Annotated in this window: 3 protein-coding genes; 1 reads left to right on the top strand and 2 read right to left on the bottom strand. The window is 66.7% G+C overall.

Features of this window, described 5'->3' with window-relative positions:
• Positions 1–103 precede the first annotated feature (103 nt).
• Positions 104–769, top strand: a complete 666-nt coding sequence (locus tag VO99_RS27360) for a class I SAM-dependent methyltransferase (protein WP_198157104.1) — start codon at positions 104–106, stop codon at positions 767–769.
• Between the two features lie 4 nt (positions 770–773).
• Here the strand turns inward: VO99_RS27360 and VO99_RS27355 are convergent, their stop codons facing one another.
• Both VO99_RS27355 and VO99_RS27350 read right to left on the bottom strand, forming a co-directional pair.
• Positions 774–1,730, bottom strand: a complete 957-nt coding sequence (locus VO99_RS27355) for an NAD(P)H-dependent flavin oxidoreductase (RefSeq protein WP_046116135.1) — start codon at positions 1,728–1,730, stop codon at positions 774–776.
• Positions 1,730–3,520: an acyl-CoA dehydrogenase gene (locus VO99_RS27350; RefSeq protein ID WP_046116134.1), complete on the bottom strand. Its 1,791-nt coding sequence runs from the start codon at positions 3,518–3,520 to the stop codon at positions 1,730–1,732. Before VO99_RS27350 ends, VO99_RS27355 begins: the two co-directional genes overlap by 1 nt.
• Between the last annotated feature and the right edge of the window lie 108 nt (positions 3,521–3,628).

Here is a 3,628-nt window from a genome sequence, read left to right as displayed (position 1 = left end):
AGCGAAGCCTTGCACTATAGCATGGGATTTTGGAGGTGGTCAACTTTTTGCGTGGTTGATGTTTGCAGGTGGCGCGTCACAGGCCAGGGCCCAGAATCGGACGATGGTCAAACCTGAGGCGAACCACGCTGCACTTCCCCATGGTCCTGATGCCGATGCGGCGATGGCCCAGTATGAGGAGCGCGCCGGGCGCTATGACTGGGAGCTCGCAGCTTTTGAGCCTGTCCGCCGTGCGGCGATCGAGCAACTTGCGATCGGCCCCGGGCAATCGGTGGTGGATGTGGGCTGTGGCACCGGCTTGAGCCTGCCGCTGCTGGGAGCGGCCGTGGGCCCACGCGGCCGTGTGCTCGGCGTGGAACCCTCGCCGGGCATGCTGTCCAGGGCGCGCGCCCGCGTCGTGGGCATGCGCATGCCCTGGATCGAACTGCAGCAGTCGGTTGCCGAACTGGCGGACTTCTCCGGCATCGCCCCGGTCGACGCCATGCTGTTCCACTTCACGCACGACGTGCTTCGCAATCCGCGTGCAGTGCAGTGGCTGATGTCGCAGGTGAAACCGGGGGGCCGGGTGGTGGCCGCGGGGCTGCAATGGGCGCCTTTGTGGGCGGTGCCAGCCAATCTCTTCGTCTGGTCGGCGGCGATGTATTCGACGACTTGCCTGGAAGGGCTGGCGTGCCCGTGGGATCTGTTGCGGCCCTACCTCTGCGAGGTGGAGGAGCAGTCGCTGTGGGCCGGTTCGATCTACATCGCCGCCGGCCGACGACGAGACTGAGTCTTCAGGCGAGAGACAGCCGTGTGCGCGCCTCGACATACTCGCGCTGAAGGCGGGCCACCAGTTCGCGTGCAGGCAGCACCTGCTTGACGGCCCCGATGCCCTGGCCCGAACCCCAGATGTCCTTCCAGGCCTTCTTGGCGCCATCGCCACCGAAGCTCATCTTGCTGGGATCGCTGACCGGCAGGTTGTCGGGGTCGAGCCCGGCGCTGACGATGGAGCGCTTCAGGTAGTTGCCATGCACGCCAGTGAACAGGTTGGAGTAGACGATGTCATCCGAGGCGCCGTCCACGATGGCCTGCTTGTAGTCGTCACTGGCACGGGCTTCTTCGGTGGCGATGAAGGCGCTGCCGATGTAGGCGAAATCGGCGCCCATGGCCTGGGCGGCCAGCACCGCAGCGCCGGTGGCGATGGAGCCGGACAAAGCGATCGGGCCATCGAACCACTCGCGGATCTCCTGGATGAGCGCAAACGGGCTCTTCACGCCGGCGTGGCCGCCCGCGCCGGCCGCCACGGCGATGAGACCGTCGGCGCCCTTCTCGATCGCCTTGTGGGCGAAGGTGTTGTTGATGATGTCGTGCAGCACCACGCCGCCCCAGGCGTGGACGGCTTCGTTCACGTCGGTGCGCGCGCCCAGCGACGTGATCACGATGGGCACCTTGTAGCGGGCGCAGACCTCCATGTCGTGCTCGAGCCGGTCATTGCTCTTGTGCACGATCTGGTTGATGGCAAAGGGTGCGGCCTTGGCTTCCGGATGCGCGCGGTCGTGGGCGGCCAGCGTCTCGGTGATCTCGGCCAGCCAGTCTTCCAGCTGCGACGCCGGGCGTGCATTGAGCGCTGGCATCGAGCCCACCACGCCTGCCTTGCACTGCTCGATGACGAGCTTCGGATTGCTGACGATGAACAGCGGCGAACCGATGATGGGCAAGGGCAGGTTCGCAAGTACGGGGGGCAATGCCATCAGAAGGCCTCCAGAGCCATGTGGGTGACGCCCTCGCTGCCTTCGACGATGCTGTGACACACGCCGGGCACCTTGGACAGGATGTGGTCGGCATAGAACCGACTGGTGATGATCTTGGCCGCCATGAACGGCTCGTCGACGCCGGCGGCCAGGCGTTCCTCGGCCACCAGCAGTGAACGCGCCAGCTGCCAGCCCGCCACCAGGTTGCCCGCCAGCATGAGGTACGGCACGGACCCCGCAAACACGGCGTTGGGATCGGCCTTGGCCTGCTGGACCACGAAGTCGACCACCCGCAGGAAAGCCTCGCGCCCTGCCTGCAGGTGCTGCCGCACCGCGCCAGCGTGCACGCTGCCGCTGGCGGCCAGGGCCTGCTCGGTCTGCTCGATGCGCGCGGCGATGGCACGTGCCGTGGCGCCGCCATCCCGTGCCGTCTTGCGGCCGACAAGGTCGTTGGCCTGGATGGCCGTGGTGCCCTCATAGATGGTCAGGATCTTGGCGTCGCGGTAGTACTGGGCCGCGCCGGTTTCCTCGATGAAGCCCATGCCGCCATGCACCTGCACGCCCAGGCTTGCCACGTCGATGCTCATCTCGGTGCTGTAGCCCTTGACCAGCGGCACCATGAATTCATAGAAGGCCTGGTTCTGTTGCCGCACTTCGGCGTCCGGATGGGCATGAGCAGCGTCGTAGGCGGCGGCGGCGGTCAGCGCCATCGCGCGGCATCCCTCGGTGCAGGCCCGCATCGTCATCAGCATGCGCTTGACGTCGGGGTGGTGGATGATGGGGGCGGCCGTGCGCATGGAGCCATCCACCGGCCGCGACTGCACGCGCTCGCGGGCGTAGGCCACGGCCTTCTGGTAGGCCCGCTCCGCCAGCGCGATGCCTTGCGTGCCGACGGCAAAACGGGCGGCGTTCATCATGATGAACATGTACTCGAGGCCGCGGTTTTCCTCGCCCACCAGCGTGCCGATGGCGCCGCCATGGTCGCCGTACTGCAGCACGGCGGTGGGGCTGGCCTTGATGCCGAGCTTGTGCTCGATGCTCACGCAGTGCACGTCGTTGCGCGCGCCCAGCGAGCCGTCGGCATTCACCAGGAACTTGGGGACGATGAAGAGCGAGATGCCCTTGACGCCCTCCGGCGCACCGGTCACGCGGGCCAGCACCAGGTGGACGATGTTGTCCGCCATGTCGTGCTCGCCGAAGGTGATGTAGATCTTGGTGCCGAAGATCTTGTAGGTGCCATCGGGCTGAGGCTCGGCGCGGGTGCGCACCGCCGCCAGATCGGAACCCGCCTGGGGCTCGGTGAGGTTCATCGTGCCGGTCCAGCTGCCGTCGATCATCCTGGGCAGGTACAGCGCCTTCTGCTCGTCGGTGCCGGCGGTCAGCAGCGCCTCGATGGCGCCGTCGGTCAGCAGCGGGCACAGCGCGAAGCTGAGGTTGGCGCTGTTGATCATCTCGATGCAGGCCGCGCCGATGGTCTTGGGCAGGCCTTGGCCGCCGAATTCAACCGGATGCTGCAAGCCCTGCCAGCCGCCTTCGCCGAACTGGCGGAAGGCCTGCCTGAAGCCCGGCGTGGTGGTCACCTGGCCGTCCTTCCAGGACGAGGGATGCTTGTCGCCTTCCCAGTTGAGTGGCGCCACGACGTTCTCGTTGAAGCGGGCACATTCCTCCAGCACGGCCTGGGCGGTGTCGATGCCGGCTTCTTCGAAGCCGGGCAGTTGCGACAGCGCCTGCAGGCCGGCCAGCTCCTGCATGCAGAACAGCATGTCGCGCACGGGGGCTCGGTAAGTCATCTGGTTGTCTCCGATGGATCGCGAGAAAAAGGCGCCGCAAGGGGCGCCTTCACTCCTGCCGGTGCGCCTTACAGCGCCTTCACCAACTCCGGCACCGCATTGAACAGG

Origin of the sequence: Aquincola tertiaricarbonis, from assembly GCF_000969605.1 — a bacterium.
Classification (GTDB): domain Bacteria; phylum Pseudomonadota; class Gammaproteobacteria; order Burkholderiales; family Burkholderiaceae_C; genus Aquincola; species Aquincola tertiaricarbonis.
This window is presented reverse-complemented; position numbering and strand designations above follow the sequence as displayed.

Bases quoted from the DNA above. Each gene is read 5' to 3' on its own strand.
- VO99_RS27360 (WP_198157104.1), top strand. From the start codon at position 104: ATGGTCAAACCTGAGGCGAACCACGCTGCACTTCCCCATGGTCCTGAT.
- VO99_RS27355 (WP_046116135.1), bottom strand. From the start codon at position 1,730: ATGGCATTGCCCCCCGTACTTGCGAACCTGCCCTTGCCCATCATCGGT.
- VO99_RS27350 (WP_046116134.1), bottom strand. From the start codon at position 3,520: ATGACTTACCGAGCCCCCGTGCGCGACATGCTGTTCTGCATGCAGGAG.